General features: G+C 71.0%; 13 protein-coding genes and 2 tRNA genes. 10 read left to right on the top strand and 5 right to left on the bottom strand.

Annotated features, from left to right (window positions below; all coding sequences use genetic code 11):
• Positions 1-290: 290 nt before the first annotated feature.
• On the top strand, positions 291-485 hold the full coding sequence (locus ACZ34W_RS02745; RefSeq protein ID WP_329487645.1) for a hypothetical protein: 195 nt from the start codon (positions 291-293) through the stop codon (positions 483-485).
• A 61-nt stretch (positions 486-546) separates the two neighbouring features.
• Here ACZ34W_RS02745 and ACZ34W_RS02740 read toward each other — a convergent pair whose 3' ends face one another.
• The gene (locus tag ACZ34W_RS02740; RefSeq protein WP_359811622.1) at positions 547-1,287 is read right to left on the bottom strand and encodes a DUF6348 family protein; all 741 of its coding nucleotides are present in this window, start codon (positions 1,285-1,287) and stop codon (positions 547-549) included.
• A gap of 260 nt (positions 1,288-1,547) precedes the next feature.
• On the opposite strand from ACZ34W_RS02740, the gene ACZ34W_RS02735 reads away from it, so the two are divergent.
• Positions 1,548-2,099: a DUF6197 family protein gene (locus ACZ34W_RS02735; protein WP_465601038.1), complete on the top strand. Its 552-nt coding sequence runs from the start codon at positions 1,548-1,550 to the stop codon at positions 2,097-2,099.
• A 93-nt stretch (positions 2,100-2,192) separates the two neighbouring features.
• Here ACZ34W_RS02735 and ACZ34W_RS02730 read toward each other — a convergent pair.
• Positions 2,193-2,263, bottom strand: a tRNA-Gly gene (locus ACZ34W_RS02730).
• Between the two features lie 143 nt (positions 2,264-2,406).
• On the opposite strand from ACZ34W_RS02730, the gene ACZ34W_RS02725 reads away from it, so the two are divergent.
• The 6 genes from ACZ34W_RS02725 (at position 2,407) to clpX (ending at position 8,989) form a co-directional block, all read left to right on the top strand.
• Positions 2,407-2,480, top strand: a tRNA-Pro gene (locus ACZ34W_RS02725).
• Positions 2,481-2,643: 163 nt separating this feature from the next.
• Positions 2,644-4,113 (top strand): DHA2 family efflux MFS transporter permease subunit, encoded by a 1,470-nt coding sequence (locus ACZ34W_RS02720; protein WP_465601035.1) that lies wholly within the window; start codon positions 2,644-2,646, stop codon positions 4,111-4,113.
• A gap of 255 nt (positions 4,114-4,368) precedes the next feature.
• Positions 4,369-5,772, top strand: coding sequence for a trigger factor (gene tig, locus ACZ34W_RS02715; RefSeq protein WP_329487641.1), 1,404 nt, complete (start codon positions 4,369-4,371; stop codon positions 5,770-5,772).
• A 307-nt stretch (positions 5,773-6,079) separates the two neighbouring features.
• Positions 6,080-6,697, top strand: a complete 618-nt coding sequence (locus tag ACZ34W_RS02710) for an ATP-dependent Clp protease proteolytic subunit (RefSeq protein WP_305067940.1) — start codon at positions 6,080-6,082, stop codon at positions 6,695-6,697.
• Positions 6,698-6,755: 58 nt separating this feature from the next.
• Positions 6,756-7,418: an ATP-dependent Clp protease proteolytic subunit gene (locus tag ACZ34W_RS02705; RefSeq protein WP_327676905.1), complete on the top strand. Its 663-nt coding sequence runs from the start codon at positions 6,756-6,758 to the stop codon at positions 7,416-7,418.
• Between the two features lie 281 nt (positions 7,419-7,699).
• A complete protein-coding gene (clpX, locus tag ACZ34W_RS02700) occupies positions 7,700-8,989 on the top strand; it encodes an ATP-dependent Clp protease ATP-binding subunit ClpX (protein WP_030397392.1) in 1,290 nt (429 codons plus the stop codon).
• Positions 8,990-9,068: 79 nt separating this feature from the next.
• Here clpX and ACZ34W_RS02695 read toward each other — a convergent pair whose 3' ends face one another.
• On the bottom strand, positions 9,069-9,881 hold the full coding sequence (locus ACZ34W_RS02695) for a hypothetical protein (RefSeq protein WP_329487639.1): 813 nt from the start codon (positions 9,879-9,881) through the stop codon (positions 9,069-9,071).
• Between the two features lie 97 nt (positions 9,882-9,978).
• The gene (locus ACZ34W_RS02690) at positions 9,979-10,833 is read right to left on the bottom strand and encodes a hypothetical protein (protein ID WP_359811631.1); all 855 of its coding nucleotides are present in this window, start codon (positions 10,831-10,833) and stop codon (positions 9,979-9,981) included.
• A gap of 212 nt (positions 10,834-11,045) precedes the next feature.
• Between ACZ34W_RS02690 and ACZ34W_RS02685 the strand changes: the two genes are divergently transcribed.
• Entirely contained in the window at positions 11,046-13,658 is a 2,613-nt protein-coding gene (locus ACZ34W_RS02685) for a valine--tRNA ligase (protein WP_329492098.1), read from the top strand.
• Positions 13,659-13,973: 315 nt separating this feature from the next.
• Positions 13,974-14,501, top strand: a complete 528-nt coding sequence (locus tag ACZ34W_RS02680) for a hypothetical protein (protein ID WP_329487637.1) — start codon at positions 13,974-13,976, stop codon at positions 14,499-14,501.
• Positions 14,502-14,529: 28 nt separating this feature from the next.
• Here ACZ34W_RS02680 and ACZ34W_RS02675 read toward each other — a convergent pair whose 3' ends face one another.
• Positions 14,530-16,065: a chitinase gene (locus ACZ34W_RS02675; RefSeq protein WP_465601028.1), complete on the bottom strand. Its 1,536-nt coding sequence runs from the start codon at positions 16,063-16,065 to the stop codon at positions 14,530-14,532.
• Positions 16,066-16,224: the final 159 nt, after the last annotated feature.

The following is a 16,224-nucleotide window of genomic DNA, read 5'->3' as shown; positions in this document are numbered from 1 at the left end:
GGCGGAAACTCGTCTCGCATCGCAGGATATCGGCGTTCGGCTGACAGTCAGACCTTTACGCAATCGGCACGGTCGACCACACTGAGTCCGGGCGGGACTGGTCAGGATTCGGGGGATGGGGGCGCCACATGCGGCACGACGGACACCGTCCGGCCGTACCGGACCCTCCTTCCGGCCGCGACACGTCGGACGAACTGCCGTTCCGCCTCGGGACCGTCGGACAGGCCGGGGTCCGGCTTCGCAGGGGTCAGCCGATGGCGCCCCGCTATGAAACGAGGAAGTGAGTCCGGGTGGCACTCTCCGTCTCCGCACTGGTCCTGTTCGGCGTCATCTGCTTCATCTTCATCCGCAACAAGCAACTGAAGGTCGGGCACGCGATCCTGGCCGCCCTGTTCGGCTTCATGCTCAACCAGAGCACGGCCGCCAAGCCGATCCAGGACTTCCTGAGCCAGATCGCCAAGAGCATCTCCAACATCGCCAGCTGACCCCCGGCCCCGGTCGGGGCCCCGAGAGCGGGTTCAGTAGGGGGGAGGCCGGCCGTCCGGGTCACCGGTCGGCCCGTCTGGCCTGCCGCCAGCGGGCGAACAGCCCGCGGGCCCGGGCCGCCGCCAGGGCCCGCGGCCGAACCGTGACGGGCGCCGCCACGCCCGTCGGCGCGGTCGTCACCACCGCCGTGTCCGGGGCCGTCAGCAGCACGAACAGCCGTGCCCAGCAGAGCCGTTCGCCGCGCGGCCAGTCCAGCGCGCGCAGCGCCGCCGACGCGGCCTCCGACACCTCGCCGTTGACCCGGACCTCGGCGACGTCGTCCCCCGACTTGCCGCCGAGGAAGAGCTTCACCCCGTTCAACTGCCGCCCGGCCAGGTCCGGCAGTAGCGCGGGCGCCAGGGCGGGCAGCACCCGGTGCTCCGCCAGCCAGCCGGCCAGCCGTTCGTTGCCGAAGCCGAACACCGCCGCCGGCCCCTGTACGGCGTGCCAGCCGGGCAGTTCCGCGTGATCGGCGTGGTCGGCGTACTCGCCGCGGCGTTCCCGCAGTTCGACCAGCGCCGCCGCGGTGGTGGTCGCCCACATCCGCACCGCGTTGTCGAGCTTCTCCTCCTCGGTCTTGCCGAGGCCGGCCGAGCAGTCCCAGACCACCGGCGCGTCCGCCCGGCCCAGCCGCAGCACGAAGCCCAGGTCGACGTGGCCGGCGCCGTCGATGCCGGGGTGCTCCCGGACGGCCACCGCGGTGGTGCCCGGACCGCGCACCACCTCGCCGTCGACGGTGAATTCCTGCCCGAAGCGTGCCATTTCCCGGACCACAGAGCGCTGTATGACGGCCAGTCGGTCCTGGGGACGCACCGGACACTCCTCCACCCTCGGGTTCGCAGCGTTCTCGAACTGCTCTCGAACTACTTTCGAACGCCGCCGAGGCTATCGGCCCGGAGCCCTGCCGGGAAACCGAAGCGGACCGCCGCCCGTCGGCGTGAGCCCGGCTCTCCGGTCGCAGAAATGTCCCTTATGCACCATTTTGGGTAGCGGCAACCGTAGGCCACCGCCTGGAGAACCGCATGCCCCGCACCGACCTGACGCCCGCTCCGCCGCTGCTCACCCCGGACGGCACCAGCCTGGTCGCCGAGATCGAGGCGTACCTCGCCACGCTGCCCGCTCCGGCGCGCACTCCGGCGCCCTACCTCCGGCCGCCGTACGTCTGCCCGCTCGGCTCGACCGTGCAGCCGTGGCACGTCGGCCACCCCTCGCCCCGGGCCACGCTGCTGGACCGCGCGCTGCGCCGGCCGCCCCGTCCGGTGCCGGTGAGCGCCGCCGAGCACCTGCGGCTGGCCTCCCGCTACATCGGCGCGGCCGGCTGGCTGCAGGGCGCGATGTGGGACGGCGCCGGCCGGGTCTGCCTGCTCGGCGCCCAGGCCGCCGTCCTCGCCCACGGCTACGGGACCCCGGACACCGTCCGCACCGCCCGGACGCAGCTGATGGAGGTGCTGCACGCCACCGGCCGGCCCGCGGCCTCCCCGGACGAGTACAACGACCGGCCCACCACCCGGCAGGCCGACGTCCACCAGCTGCTCGACCGGGCGGCGGCCCGCGCCGGACGGCTCGGCCTCTGACGGACCGCCGGGCGGCGCCGGGTGCTGACGGGAGGCCGGGAAACGCGACGGCCCCGGAACGACGGTGACGTCGTTCCGGGGCCGGGCGGTCGGAGCGGGTGACGAGAATCGAACTCGCGTGACTAGTTTGGAAGACTAGGGCTCTACCATTGAGCTACACCCGCGCGATCCTCCGGCCGTCGCCGGACGGAAGGTCGGGAACAGCGTACCTGGTCCGGTCGCCCGAGCGCACACCACATTCGTTCCGGGGCCCCGGATATGTCGCCGACCGGGCGGGGCCCGGCGTGTACGCTTCCTCTCGGCACCACGGGGTGTGGCGCAGTTTGGTAGCGCGTCCGCTTTGGGAGCGGAAGGCCGTCGGTTCGAATCCGGTCACCCCGACAGTGCGGCAGGGTCTCGTCCTCGGCGGGGCCCTGTTGGCGTCTCCGGGGGTCCCGAGGGGTCCGGTCGCCGGCCCGTGGGCGCGGAAGATCGGGCCTGTTGTCCTTTTCGGCCCGGTCCGGCATGGTGAATGGTTGACCTTTCACCAAATGCTGGAGCCCGGATGAGCCCGATGAGGATGAACCCCAAGATCGCGGTCGGAGTCGTCTTCGTCGCCTCGCTCTTCATGTCGATCATGGACACCACGATCGTCAACGTCGCCCTGCCGGCGATCGGCCGGGAGTTCGGCACCGATCCGGCCGGGGTCGGCGTGATCAACGTCGGCTACCTGGTCAGCCTGGCCGTCTTCGTCCCGCTCTCCGGCTGGCTGGGGGACCGCTTCGGCACCCGGCGGGTCTTCCTCGCCTCGCTCGCCCTGTTCACCGTCGCCTCGCTGCTCTGCGGCGCGGCCGGCTCGATGACCTCGCTCACCCTCTACCGGATCCTCCAGGGCGCGGCCGGCGGCCTGCTCACCCCGGTCGGAATGACCATGCTCTTCCGGGCCTTCCCGCAGGAGGAGCGGATGCGGGCGACCCGCATCCTGATGCTGCCCACCGCCGTCGCGCCGGCCGCCGGGCCGGTGCTCGGCGGCTGGCTGGTGGACGGCTGGTCCTGGCACTGGGTCTTCATCGTCAACGTGCCGGTCGGCCTCGCCGCCCTGGTCTTCGGGCTGCTCGCGCTGCCGGACTACCGCGTCGAGCGGGCCGGGCGCTTCGACGCGGCCGGCTTCCTGCTCTCCGCCGTCGGCTTCGGCGCCGCGATGTACGCGCTCTCCGAGGGCGCGTCGCAGGGCTGGGGGAGCGCGCGGATCGTGGCCTCCGCGCTCGTCGGCGGCTGCGCGCTGGCGGCCCTGGTCGTGGTCGAGCTGCGCCTGCCCGAGCCGATGCTCGACCTGCGGCTCTTCCGGGACCGCATCTTCCGCACCACCAACCTGCTCTCGCTCTTCTCCGGCGCCGCCTTCCTCGGCATGCTCTACCTCTTCCCGCTGCTGATGCAGGACGCGCTCGGCATGGACGCCCTGCACAGCGGTCTGATGGTCTTCCCCGAGGCGCTCGGGGTGATGCTCGCTTCCCAGATCGCGAGCCGCCTGTACCCGAGGATCGGCCCGCGCCGGATCCTGGCCACCGGCTCCGCCGTGGTGGCCTGCTGCCTGGCCCTGATGGCCACGATCGGGCCGGACAGCAACCTCTGGGCGGTCCGCGTCCTGATGTTCGTCACCGGGTACGCGATGTCGCACGTCTTCATGCCCTCGCAGACCGCCGCCTTCGCCACGATCGGCGCCCGCGACACCGGGGCCGCCTCCACCCTCTACAACGCGCAGCGCCAGCTGGGCTCCGCGCTCGGGGTCGCGGTGCTCGGCACCGTGCTGACGGCCGTGGGGGCCGTCACCGTGAACGCCTCGGGTACGCCCGTGGCGAACCTCGCCGCCTACCGGGCGGCCTTCCTCACCGCCGCCGGCCTGGCGCTGGCGGCGGCCGCGATCTCCTTGCTGGTACGGGATTCCGACGCCGCCGCCACCATGCGCGCGGTACCGGCCGGGGGTACCGGCGAGGGGGCGGCCGAATCCGTCGCGGAGCCCGTCGGGAAGGGCTGAGCGACCCCCGGCGGCGACGTCCTGGCGTCCGCCTTTCGTGGTACCGGTAGGATGGGGCGCTGGCGGTAGTCCCTGTGGCGTCAACCCAGGTCAACCGCACGAGGGCGAGGAGTCACGCTCACCGTCCACCCCCCACGGGAGATGCAGCTCCAACCGCCCATCGCCCGTCTCGCCCGACCCGCCCGCACCGGCCCAGGCCGGCGTCGATGGGGAGGGCGGAGGCAACCTGACCGCAAGCCCATAGGAGACCAAACCGTGAAGAGCGCCGTCGAGACTCTGAACCCGACCCGGGTTCGACTCACCGTCGAGGTGCCCTTCGAGGAGCTCAAGCCCAGCCTCGACGCGGCGTACAAGAAGATCAACCAGCAGGTCTCGGTCCCGGGCTTCCGCAAGGGCAAGATCCCGAACCGTGTCATCGACCAGCGTTTCGGTCGTGGCGCCGTGCTGGAGGAGGCCGTCAACGACGCCCTCCCGCGCTTCTACACGCAGGCCGTCGACGAGGGCAAGATCGAGGTCCTCGGCCAGCCCGACATCACCAACATCGAGGGTGTCGAGACGATCGCCGACGGCGGTGACCTGAAGTTCACCGCCGAGGTCGACATTCGTCCCGAGATCACCCTTCCGGACTTCTCGACCATCGAGGTCACCGTCGACCCGATCGTGGTCACCGACGAGGACGTCGACAAGTCGCTGGAGCAGCTGCGCGAGCGCTTCTCCTCGGTCAAGGACGTCGAGCGCGCCGCGGCCGCCGGCGACATCGTGGTCGTCGACCTGGAGGCCAAGGTCGACGGCGAGGTGCCGGAGGACGGCATCGCCAAGGCCGTCAGCTACGAGATCGGCTCCGGCCGTCTGATCGACGGCATCGACGACGCCGTCGTCGGCCTGGAGGCCGGTGGCACCGCCACCTTCTCCACCGAGCTCAAGGGCGGCACCCAGGCGGGCAAGACCTCCGAGGTCACCGTCACCGTCACCGCCGTCCAGGAGAAGGAGCTCCCCGAGCTGGACGACGAGTTCGCCCAGCTGGCCAGCGAGTTCGACTCGCTGGAGGAGCTGCGCGGCGACTCCCGCAAGCGCCTGGAGCGCATGAAGGAGTACGACCAGGCCACCCAGGCCCAGGAGAAGGTGCTCGACGCGCTGCTGGCGCTGGTCGAGATCGAGTTCCCGGAGAAGCTCCTCAAGGACGAGATCGAGACCCGCAAGCACAACCTGGAGCACCACCAGCTGGAGCCGATGGGCCTCAACCTCGCGACCTACCTGGAGACCCAGGGCAAGACCGAGGAGGAGTTCCTCGCGGAGACCGAGGAGCAGGCGAAGAAGGGCATCAAGACCCAGTTCGTCCTGGACCAGATCGTCGCCGACGAGGAGCTGGGCGTCGACCAGCAGGAGCTCACCGAGCACCTCATCCGCCGTGCCGCCGGCTCGGGCCTGACCCCGGACCAGTTCGCGCAGCAGGTCGTCCAGGGTGGCCAGGTGCCGCTGCTGGTCGGCGAGGTCGCCCGCGGCAAGGCGCTGGCCACCGTGGTCGAGGCCGCCAAGGTCGTCGACACCGAGGGCAACGAGATCAACTTCGACGACGACGAGACCGACGAGTCGGCCGAGACCGTCGCCGCCGAGGCGCCGGCAGCCGAGGCCGACGCCGAGGAGAAGACCGAGGCCTGACCGCCCCGGTCCGACTGACGCAGTAGCGGGCCCGGACGCCGTACGCGGCGTCCGGGCCCGTCGCGTTCCCCGGCCGACCGCGTTCCCCGCCGGGCGCGGCGGCCGGACGCCCCGGCCGCGCCGTGAACCCTGCGCTCACAGCGAACAGTTCGGCGTGAGGGATTCTGCGGCCCGGCCTGCGCGTTAGGGTCCTTGGACAGCAACAATCACACCGTGATACCCGGAAGCTGTGCGACACCGTGAGGGCCGTGGCACGGCCCTCCAAATCGACTGAGCAGGTGGCTAAGTGACGTTCCCGCAGATGCAGATGCCTGGCCCGATGGCGCCGCACGCCGCCTCTGGTGACGTGCTCGGCGGCCTGGGCGACCAGGTCTACAACCGGCTGCTCAACGAGCGGATCATCTTCCTCGGCCAGCAGGTCGACGACGACATCGCCAACAAGATCACCGCCCAGCTGCTCCTGCTGGCCGCGGACCCGGACAAGGACATCTTCCTCTACATCAACTCCCCGGGCGGCTCGATCTCGGCCGGCATGGCGATCTACGACACCATGCAGTACATCAAGAACGACGTCGTCACCATCGCGATGGGCATGGCCGCCTCGATGGGCCAGTTCCTGCTGACCGCCGGCGCCAAGGGCAAGCGCTTCTCGCTGCCGAACGCCAACATCCTGATGCACCAGCCGTCCGCCGGTCTCGGCGGCTCGGCCACGGACATCCGCATCCAGGCGGAGCAGCTGCTCCGCACCAAGAAGCGGATGTCCGAGCTGATCGCCTTCCACAGCGGCCAGTCCTTCGAGCAGATCACCGCGGACTCCGACCGCGACCGCTGGTTCACGCCCGAGGAGGCCCTGGAGTACGGCCTGATCGACGCGATCATGCACAGCGCCGCGGACGTCCCCGGCGGCGGCGGCACGGGCGCCTGAGCCTCGGCCCGGCTCCCACGAGACCACAGCCACAACGCTCCGGAGGACTAGAACCCCCATGAACATCCCCAGCCTGTCCAGCGCCAAGGCACGCGTCGAGGACATGCGCGCCGAGGGCCGCTACATCGTCCCGCGCTTCGTCGAGCGCACCTCGCAGGGCATCCGTGAGTACGACCCGTACGCCAAGCTGTTCGAGGAGCGCATCATCTTCCTCGGCTCGCAGGTCGACGACGTCTCCGCGAACGACATCATGGCTCAGCTGCTCTGCCTGGAGTCGATGGACCCGGACCGCGAGATCCAGATGTACATCAACTCGCCCGGTGGCTCGTTCACGGCGCTGACGGCCATCTACGACACCATGCAGTACGTGAAGCCGGACATCACCACCGTCTGCATGGGCCAGGCCGCCTCCGCCGCCGCCGTGCTGCTCGCGGCCGGCACCCCCGGCAAGCGGATGGCGCTGCCGAACGCCCGCATCCTGATCCACCAGCCGTACACCGAGACCGGCCGCGGCCAGGTCTCGGACCTGGAGATCCAGGCCCGCGAGATCTTCCGGATGCGCGAGCAGCTGGAGGAGATGCTCTCCAAGCACTCCAACAAGTCGGTGGAGCAGGTCCGCGACGACATCGAGCGCGACAAGATCCTCACGGCCGAGGAGGCCGTCGAGTACGGTCTGGTCGACCTCGTCATCTCCACCCGCAAGGCCTCGCTGACCTCCTGAGGCCGGCACTCTCCCGCCCTGCCCCGTGGGGGCGGGGCGAAGCTCCCGGGCGGGGCGCGCAAGGAGTCGCGCGCCCCGCCCCCGGCGCATCGGCGGCGCGGCCGCCGGCATCTGTTCGGTATCAATTCGCCCAGGGCGTAGGGCAGACCTGGCGAAGAGGACGGAATCAGGGGCCCGGCAGAGTACCGTCGGATAGCGAGACCGGGCGCCGTCGGCGTGTACGGTCCACAGCACCAGGCCCCGGAACCCCCGCGGGGCCCCTGGCGAAGGGGAAGCACCTCGTGGCACGCATCGGAGACGGTGGCGACCTGCTCAAGTGCTCGTTCTGCGGCAAGTCGCAGAAGCAGGTGAAGAAGCTGATCGCCGGCCCAGGCGTGTACATCTGCGACGAGTGCATCGACCTGTGCAACGAGATCATCGAGGAGGAGCTCGCCGAGACCTCCGAGGTGCGTTTCGAGGAGCTCCCGAAGCCGCGCGAGATCTACGAGTTCCTGGACCAGTACGTGGTCGGCCAGGACCTCGCCAAGAAGGCGCTGTCGGTGGCGGTGTACAACCACTACAAGCGCGTGCAGGCGGGCGAGGCCGGCCGCAGCGGCGGCAACGGCCGTGAGGACGCCATCGAGCTGGCGAAGTCCAACATCCTGCTGCTCGGCCCGACCGGCTCCGGCAAGACGCTGCTCGCGCAGACGCTCGCCCGGATGCTGAACGTGCCGTTCGCGATCGCCGACGCCACCGCGCTGACCGAGGCCGGGTACGTCGGCGAGGACGTCGAGAACATCCTGCTGAAGCTGATCCAGGCGGCCGACTACGACGTCAAGAAGGCCGAGACCGGGATCATCTACATCGACGAGATCGACAAGGTCGCCCGCAAGAGCGAGAACCCGTCGATCACCCGGGACGTCTCCGGCGAGGGCGTGCAGCAGGCCCTGCTGAAGATCCTGGAGGGCACCACCGCCTCGGTGCCGCCGCAGGGCGGGCGCAAGCACCCGCACCAGGAGTTCATCCAGATCGACACCACCAACGTGCTGTTCATCGTGGGTGGCGCGTTCGCCGGCCTGGAGCGGATCATCGAGGGCCGCGCGGGCGCCAAGGGCATCGGCTTCGGCGCGAACATCCGCTCCAAGCGGGAGCAGGACGCCAGCGACCACTTCCGTCAGGTGATGCCGGAGGACCTGGTCAAGTTCGGCATGATCCCGGAGTTCATCGGCCGCCTTCCGGTGATCACCAGCGTGCACAACCTCGACCGCGAGGCGCTGCTGCAGATCCTCACCGAGCCGAAGAACGCGCTGGTCAAGCAGTACCGCAAGCTCTTCGAACTGGACGGCGTCGAGCTGGAGTTCTCCCGCGACGCGCTGGAGGCGATCGCCGACCAGGCGATCCTGCGCGGCACCGGCGCGCGCGGCCTGCGGGCCATCATGGAGGAGGTGCTGATGTCCGTGATGTACGAGGTGCCCTCGCGTCAGGACGTCGCCCGCGTGGTGGTCACCGGGGACGTCGTCTCCAAGCACGCCATCCCCACGCTCGTCCCGCGTGACATGATCAAGCGGGAGCGGCGCGACAAGAGCGCCTGACCTTCCGCGTGAAAGGGCCCCCGGAGACCGTCGGTCGGTCTCCGGGGGCCCTCGCGTTCCGCGCCGCGGGCGGAGGAGGTTACTTCGCCACCTCGGCGACCGCGCGCAGGTCGCGGGCGTCGGCCGCGAGCTTCTCCAGGTCCGGCGCCTTGCCGTCCTCGGGCGCCTGCATCAGCAGCACCAGGGTGCTGTTGTCGGCCCAGGCGCAGATGCCCAGGTCGGTGCCGGACTGGGTGGCCTTGGCGCACTCCATGGTGCCGCCCTTGGAGCCGGCGTCGACCGCGTGCCGGTCGGTGACGGCGGGGCCGCCGGACGAGAAGCCCTTGAACATGGCGTCCAGCTCCTGCTTCGGGAGCAGCACCTTGCCGTAGCCGCCGACCACGATGAGCTGGGGCTCCTCCGAGGAGTCCTGGTAGACGGCGCTGACGCCGGTCGGGTTCCAGGCGCCGTCGCCCTTGCCGAACTCGGAGGTGATCTCCTTCTCCATCGCGTCCGCGATCTCGTTGTCGGTGTCCTTCGTGAGGTCCTTGAAGGTGGCCGGCAGGACGATCTTCTGGGTGCCCGCGTTGGACGTCACGTCGAAGACGAAGTAGGCGAGACCGCCGCCGATCAGCGCCAGCACGCCGACGAACACGCCGAGCAGGATCCAGAGCGTCTTGCGGGACTTGCGCGGCGGAACCGGGGCGTACGCGCCGTAGCCCGGGTAGCCGGGCTGGCCCTCCGCCGGCGGGAAGCCGGGCGGCGTGCCCTGCGGCGGGACGGCGCCCCAGGCCTGGTCGGCCGGGGGCGGCGGGGGCGTCGCGCCGTAGCCGGGCTGGGGCGGCACGGGAGCGCCGCCCTGGGGCTGTCCGGCGGGCGGCGGCGGGGCTCCGTACGGGGTCTGATCGGTCACGATGGCCCTTTCTGGGAACGGGAGGGGACGGGACGGCGGACGTGACGCACTCCCACCCGGAGCCGGGTGGCAGGTGTGAGGGTGAGCGGCGCCGGGGCTACTTGGCGACGACCATGGCGGAGCGGATCGCCCGGGTCTTCTCGGCGGCCTGGGCGGGGGTGAGCGCGGTCTGGGCGGCGCCGGTGAGGCTGGCCTTCAGGAAGGAGACCCGGGCCGTGGTCGACTTGTCGGCCCAGATGCAGACGGTGGACTGCGACTTGCCGCCGAGCACGCCGTAGACGCCGCAGGAGAGCTTGGCCGAGGAGTTGTGGCTGTCCTGGGCCGGGAACTCCGCCAACGGGGTGGTCCAGCTGCCGCCCTCACCGGGCTTCTCGGAGTCCTTCATGATCTTGTCCGGGTCGTCGAGGTTCCCGTAGACGCCGATCACGCTGATGGTGTCCAGCGGGTCCGCGCCCTTGGCGTAGCTGGCGACCAGCACGTGCAGGTCGGTGCCGAGCTTGGAGGTCTCGGCCTTGCTCGGGTCGGCGGCCTGCTCCTTGGCGGACTTCTGGGTGTAGCCGTCCGGCAGCGACTGGGCGGCGGTGATCTTGTACTTCCCGCCGGTGTCCCCGCCGAGGACCTTGTAGAGGCCGAAGCCGCCGCCGCCCAGCACCAGGGCCCCGATCACCAGACCGACCACCAGCCCGGCCCTGCTCTTCTTCGGCGGCGGCGCGACCGGGTAGCCGGGCGCGCCGTACGGGGCCTGCGGCGCCGCCGCGCCGTAGGGCGGCTGCGGGGCGCCGTACGGGGGCTGGGGCGCGCCGTACTGCGGGGCCGGGGCCCCCTGCTGCGGATAGCCGTACTGCTGCGGCGGCTGGCCGTAGGGCGGCTGCGGCTGCGGTGCGCCGTAGGGCTGCGGTGCCCCGTACGGCTGCGGCTGACCCTGCGGATACTGCTGACCCTGGCCGTACATCTGCCTGTGCTCCCCCGCCGCACCCGCGGCCTGTCGTGATGAAGTCCTCCGTGTCCCTACCAAGGACCGGACGATTGTGCGGGCACGTTATCGCACAGGGCCGACGGCCCGCCCGGGCCGGGCGCGAGGGGCCCGGACCGAAAGCGGTTCGTAACCCACGTCCCCAGGTACGTAAACTGTGCGTCGTGACCGACACCACGAACCAGCGCCCCGTGAGCACTCACGCCGGGGACGACGCAGCCACCCTCCCGACGACCTACGCCCCGGCGGACGTAGAGGGCGAGCTGTACGAGCGCTGGGTAGAGCGCGGTTACTTCACGGCCGACGCCAAGAGCGACAAGCCCCCGTACACCATCGTCATCCCGCCGCCGAACGTCACGGGCAGCCTCCACTTGGGCCACGCCTTCGAGCACACGCTGATCGACGCCCTCGTCCGCCGCAAGCGGATGCAGGGCTACGAGGCCCTCTGGCAGCCCGGCATGGACCACGCCGGCATCGCCACCCAGAACGTCGTCGAGCGCGAGCTGGCCAAGGAGGGCAAGTCCCGCCACGACCTCGGCCGGGAGGCCTTCGTCGACCGGGTCTGGCAGTGGAAGGCGGAGTCCGGCGGCCAGATCTCCGGTCAGATGCGCCGCCTCGGCGACGGCGTGGACTGGTCCCGCGAGCGCTTCACCATGGACGAGGGGCTCTCCCAGGCCGTCCAGACCATCTTCAAGAAGCTCTTCGACGACGAGCTGATCTACCGCGCCGAGCGCATCATCAACTGGTGCCCGCGCTGCCTCACCGCGATCTCGGACATCGAGGTGGAGTACCAGGACGACGACGGCGAGCTCGTCTCCATCCGCTACGGCGAGGGCGACGCCTCGATCGTCGTCGCCACCACCCGGGCCGAGACGATGCTCGGCGACACCGCCGTCGCGGTCCACCCGGAGGACGAGCGCTACCGCCACCTGGTCGGCACCGAGATCGAGCTGCCGCTGACCGGCCGCCGCATCCCGGTCGTCGCCGACGCCCACGTCGACCCGGAGTTCGGCACCGGCGCCGTCAAGGTGACGCCGGCCCACGACCCGAACGACTTCGAGATCGGCCAGCGCCACGGCCTGCCGTCGATCGCCGTCATGGACGAGCACGCGGTCATCACCGTGCACGGCCCGTTCCAGGGCCTGGACCGGCTGGAGGCCCGCTCGGCCATCGTCGGCGCGCTGCGCGCCGAGGGCCGGATCGTGGCGGAGAAGCGGCCGTACGTCCACTCGGTCGGCCACTGCTCGCGCTGCAAGACCACCATCGAACCGCGGCTGTCCATGCAGTGGTGGGTCAAGGTCGGCCCGCTCGCCCAGGCCGCGGGCGACGCGGTCCGCGACGGCAAGGTCAAGATCCACCCGCAGGAGATGGAGAAGCGCTACTTCGACTGGGTCGACAACCTCCACGACTGGTGCATCTCGCGCCAGCTCTGGTGGGGCCACCGGATCCCGGTCTGGTACGGCCCGGCCGGCGAGATCGTCTGCGTCGGCCCGGACGAGCAGCCGCCGACCGGTGAGGGCTGGCACCAGGACACCGACGTCCTGGACACCTGGTTCTCCTCCGGCCTGTGGCCCTTCTCCACCCTCGGCTGGCCCGAGCAGACCGACAGCCTGGCGAAGTTCTACCCGAACGCCGTCCTGGTGACCGGCTACGACATCCTCTTCTTCTGGGTCGCCCGGATGATGATGTTCGGCCTCTACGCGATGGACGGCACCCCGCCGTTCCACACCATCGCGCTGCACGGCATGGTCCGTGACCAGAACGGCAAGAAGATGTCGAAGTCCTTCGGCAACGTGGTGAACCCGCTGGACTGGATGGACAAGTACGGCTCCGACGCGCTGCGCTTCACGCTGGCCCGCGGCGCCAACCCGGGCGTCGACGTCCCGATCGGCGAGGACTGGGTCCAGGCGGCCCGCAACTTCGCCAACAAGATCTGGAACGCCACCCGCTTCGCGCTGATGAACGGCGCCACCGTCGAGGGCCCGCTGCCCGCGCCGGAGGAGCTGACCGCGGCCGACCGCTGGATCCTGTCCCGGCTGAACAGCACGGTCGCCGAGGTGGACGCGCTCTACGAGGACTACCAGTTCTCCAAGCTGTCCGAGGCGCTCTACCACTTCGCCTGGGACGAGGTCTTCGACTGGTACGTCGAGCTCTCCAAGACCACCCTCGCCAAGGGCGGCCCGCAGGCCGACGCCGCGCGCCGGGTGCTCGGCGAGGTCCTGGACGTCACGCTGCGGCTGCTCCACCCGATCGTCCCGTTCGTCACCGAGACCCTGTGGACGACGCTCACCGGCGCCGAGTCGGTGGTCATCGCCGACTGGCCGGCGGACAGCGGCTACCGCGACGCGGCGGCCGAGGCCGAGATCGCCACGCTCCAGCAGGTGGTCACCGAGGTCCGGCGCTTCCGCACCGACCAGGGCCTGAAGCCGGGTCAGCGGGTCCCGGCCCGGCTGGAGGTGGCCGGTACCGTGCTGGCCGTCCACGAGGACGCGATCCGCTCGCTGCTGCGGCTGACCGCTCCCGAGGAGGGCTTCTCGGCCACCGCCTCGCTCCCGGTCGCGGGCGCGACCGTGCTGCTGGACCTCTCCGGCACCATCGACGTCGCGGCGGAGCGCAAGCGCCTCGCCAAGGACCTCGCGGCCGCCGAGAAGGAGAAGGCCCAGACGGCCGGCAAGCTCGGCAACGAGGCGTTCCTCGCCAAGGCGCCGGACGACGTGGTCGCCAAGATCCGGACCCGTCAGGAGGCCGCCGAGGCCGACATCGTCCGGATCACCGCTCAGCTCGCGGCGCTGCCGCAGGCCTGACCGGCCGGCTCACCAGGGGCCGCACTCCGCCGACGCGGAGTGCGGCCCCTCGGCGTTCGCGCGGGCTTTCGGCCGGGCGCCGGCCGGGGTGGTGGGAGCGCTCCGGCCGGCCGCTCCGGCCGAACGGTGAAATGGGCCCTCTAATAGCCCAGTGCCATTGCTCTGTTCCGGCGAATATTCATCATGGACCGGGTGAAGTCCTATTCCGCCCGAATTCATTCCGGTCTTGCCCGCGCGGGTTCGCGGAAGTTTGCAGGTCGGCTGTGTACGGTGTGACGGAGTTTCGCCAGCCGACGACCGACGGGAGGGCATGGCGTGATGGTGACCGAGAAGTTGGCCGACGAACTGCCGGTGGAAGCGGTCCAGGAGGCCAAGGGCAGGGCGGCGACGCTGCTGCTCGCGTTCCGGCACGGGAACCAGCTCGCCTTCGACCACGCGCTGGACCGGCTCTTCGAGGAGCACGCGGAGCGCGAGGTGACCACCCTGCTGGCCTGGATCGCCGCCGAGGCGGTCCGCAAGGCGTACGCGCCCGAGGTGGGTGACCGGGTGCTGCACGCGATGGCCCGCCGCGCCCCGGCCGACTGCGGTGCGGTGGCGGTGGACGAGGACACCGCCGACGCGGCCCGCCTGATCGAGGCGGTGGCGGCGGGCGAGGTGACCGAGGTGCGCGGCCTGGTGGCCGCCACCGCCGACACCACCTTCCTGCTCGGCGGCCTGCTCCAGGGCGTCGCCATGATGCTGCCGCTGCTGCCCGAGGGCGAGCTGGCCGAGATCACCGCCGAACTGCGGCGCCGGCACTGCGGCCCCTGCCCCGAGATCCCGGAGGCCCGGGCCGGGGTCTGAGACCCGGTCCGGACCCAGGGGGCCGCGCCTACGGCATCGCGTGCAGGTGCGAGCCGACGGTGCCGGCGATGCCGCCGCCGGCCTTGGCGTCCCAGTTGGTCGACCAGGTCATCGCCCCGCCGATGCCGGGCCACTTGGTGTCGGGCTTGAAGCTCCCGCAGTTGGTGCCGGCGGCCAGGCAGTCCAGGGCGTTGTTCACCACGGACGGGCTGACGTACCCGCCGCCCGCCGCGCTGGTGGAGGCGGGCACCCCGAGCCCGACCTGGTCGGGCCGCAGTCCGCCCTTGAGCTGGATGCAGGCGAGCGCGGTCAGGAAGTTGACGCTGCCCTGGGAGTACACCTGCCCGTCGCAGCCGAGCATCGCGCCGGAGTTGTAGTACTGCATGTTGACGATAGTGAGGATGTCCTTCACGTTCAGCGCCAGCTTGAAGTACTCCATCCCGGTCGACTGCATGTCGATGGTCTGCGGCGCCATGGTGAGGACGAACCCGCTGCCCGCCTTCGCCGCCAGCGCGTGCAGGGCCTGGCCCATGTAGGTGGCGCTGACGCCGTTCTCCAGGTCGATGTCGATCCCGTCGAAGCCGTAGCTCTGCATCAGGGCCCAGGCGGTGTTGGCGAAGGTGGTGGCCGAGGCGGAGCTGTTCACCGAGACGGTGCCGTTCTGGCCGCCGATCGAGAGCACCACCTTCTTGCCGGCCGCCTTCTTGGCCGCGATGTCGGCCTTGAACTGCGCGTCGGTGTAGCCGCCGAGCTTGGCCGACAGGGCCGGGTCCAGGGTGAAGCTCAGGCCCCCGGGTGTGCCGGTGGCGTCCGCGAAGGAGACCGCGATGATGTCGTACGCGGCCGGGACGTCGCTGATCCGCTGCACCGTGGCGGTGTTGTCGAAGTTCTGCCAGTAGCCGGTGAGCAGGTGCTTGGGCAGCCCCGGCCGGGTCGGCGTGACGGTCGGGGTGACCGTCGGAGTCCCGGTGGGCGTCGGGGTCGGGGTCGGCGTCGCGGTGGGGGTCGCGGTCCCGGTCGGGGTGGGCTTCGGGTCGCCCGGCCCGATCAGTGAGACGTCGTCGGCCAGGTAGGAGGGCTGGCCGTACCAGCCGTGCAGGTAGACCGTGACGCTGGTGGTGGCGGCCCCGGTGGTGAAGGTGGTGGAGAGCTTGGACCAGCCCGCCGAGTTGGTCCAGGTGCCGGGGTCGGTGCCGCCGGTGCCGCGGGCACCCAGGTAGACGTAGGAGCCCTGCACCCAGGCGCTCAGGGCGTACGTGGACGAGGGCTTCACGGTGACGGTCTGGGTGCACTCGCCGGTGTCGCCCGAGCCCGGGGTGGCGCGCAGCGCGTACGAGCCGGAGTGGACGGTGGCGGTGTCCGCGGCGGCGCCGGACGGACAGGTCCAGTGGCCGAGGTGGTCGGCGGCCTCGAAGCCGCCGTTGTCGATCACGTCGACGTCGGCGGTCGCCGCGCCGGAGGCGCTGGTGGCGACGACCAGGCCGCTCAGGCCCAGGGCGATCGCCGAGGCGCCGGCGAGCAGGGTGTGGACGACGCGGGCGCGCCGGTGTCGGGCAGGTGGCATGACTCCATCTCCTGTGGGGGGAGACCGTCGGCTCACGTGGGGGAGAGCCGTCCGGCTGTCGCTGGTGCGGGAGCTACCGACAACTCAAGTCCCTGTCGGGGGAGGAGACTTGCCCTCACAAGGTGGAGTAGACCAATCCGGCTGTCAAGAGTGCCTGTC

It is taken from the genome of Kitasatospora sp. NPDC022856, from assembly GCF_055561235.1.
This window is presented reverse-complemented; position numbering and strand designations above follow the sequence as displayed.

Coding starts and splice junctions, on each gene's coding strand:
- ACZ34W_RS02740 (WP_359811622.1), bottom strand. CDS start 1,287: ATGGCACGCTTCGGGCAGGAATTCACCGTCGACGGCGAGGTGGTGCGC.
- ACZ34W_RS02735 (WP_465601038.1), top strand. CDS start 1,548: ATGCCCCGCACCGACCTGACGCCCGCTCCGCCGCTGCTCACCCCGGAC.
- ACZ34W_RS02720 (WP_465601035.1), top strand. CDS start 2,644: ATGAGCCCGATGAGGATGAACCCCAAGATCGCGGTCGGAGTCGTCTTC.
- ACZ34W_RS02710 (WP_305067940.1), top strand. CDS start 6,080: ATGCCTGGCCCGATGGCGCCGCACGCCGCCTCTGGTGACGTGCTCGGC.
- ACZ34W_RS02705 (WP_327676905.1), top strand. CDS start 6,756: ATGAACATCCCCAGCCTGTCCAGCGCCAAGGCACGCGTCGAGGACATG.
- ACZ34W_RS02690 (WP_359811631.1), bottom strand. CDS start 10,833: ATGTACGGCCAGGGTCAGCAGTATCCGCAGGGTCAGCCGCAGCCGTAC.
- ACZ34W_RS02675 (WP_465601028.1), bottom strand. CDS start 16,065: ATGCCACCTGCCCGACACCGGCGCGCCCGCGTCGTCCACACCCTGCTC.